At 44.0% G+C, this 1,021-nt stretch carries 1 protein-coding gene and 1 pseudogene; both read left to right on the forward strand.

Going from position 1 to position 1,021, the window contains the following annotated elements; genetic code table 11:
- Nucleotides 1–129 precede the first annotated feature (129 nt).
- Nucleotides 130–822 (forward strand): translesion DNA synthesis-associated protein ImuA, encoded by a 693-nt coding sequence (gene imuA / locus R7M72_RS26120; protein WP_021448897.1) that lies wholly within the window; start codon nucleotides 130–132, stop codon nucleotides 820–822.
- A 4-nt stretch (nucleotides 823–826) separates the two neighbouring features.
- Nucleotides 827–1,021, forward strand: a pseudogene (locus R7M72_RS26125) (DNA polymerase Y family protein); the annotation flags it as partial.

Raw genomic sequence — 1,021 nt, forward strand, 5'->3', positions numbered from 1 at the left:
CATTATCACAATCTCACATAATCGATTAAAAAGGCAGCAAACGCTGCCTTTTTTCATTTTCTCACTTACAAAAATCTTGCGTGTTTTCATCATAGAAATATACTGTATTCATATACAGGCATTTTATTTATGCAAGACATCATACAACACTTAAAAAGCCAGCATCTTGTTTGGCAAGCCAATTTAACAAAAGCGGACGACCATCAATTCCTAAGCAGCTCCGGTTTTGCTGAGCTAGATGAATTGCTTGGTGGCGGCTTTCCTTCTCACGGTGTGGTAGAGATGGAATCCGTAGGCAGTATTGGTGAACTGCGTTTACTCGCTCCATATCTAAAAGCGTCTCTTTCGAGAGGGGTAACCGCATTCATTCAACCTCCAGCGTTAATGAATTCGCTTTTTCTACACAATATTGGCTTAGATATAAACCAAGTTTGGGTCGTAAATCCTACACATCATCGAGATGCTTTGTGGGCCGCAGAACAGTGTCTGAAAAGTGGTGTTTGTGCCAACGTATTGCTATGGCAAGACGAACTAGAAATCCACCAAGTAAAACGCTTACAGGTTGCCAGTGAACAAGGCGCTTGTCCGCTTTTTATGCTCAAACCGAGCATGGCAAATCGCTTGTCCCTACCTGTGTCATTGAGCTTAAAGCTGCAAGGTCATGAACAAGGCGTAAATGTGGAAGTATTGAAACGCAAAGGGGGCTGGAACAAAGGCAGTATCAATATCGACTTTCAACATGATTACCCGCAGTTGGTGATGCCAGTGATGACTCATATCCCATCGACTGTGGTGAACTTCCCATTGGCGAATCAAGGATAATCACATGGTTTTGTGGATCTACTTGCACTTCCCTCACCTACAGTTGGATGCGCTGTTTGGCAACAACCAAGAGCACCCGGTCGTCATTGTCGAAAATCAACGCTGCCGGATTATTCAATACAACGAGACGGCCAAGCAGCAAGGCATTAAGCCAAATATGGGCTTAGGCAGTGCTGCGTCTTTGTGTCATGACTTGCAA

The organism is Vibrio sp. YT-18, assembly GCF_033337345.1.
GTDB classification, from domain to species: domain Bacteria; phylum Pseudomonadota; class Gammaproteobacteria; order Enterobacterales; family Vibrionaceae; genus Vibrio; species Vibrio alginolyticus.

Bases quoted from the DNA above. Each gene is read 5' to 3' on its own strand.
- imuA (WP_021448897.1), top strand. From the start codon at position 130: ATGCAAGACATCATACAACACTTAAAAAGCCAGCATCTTGTTTGGCAA.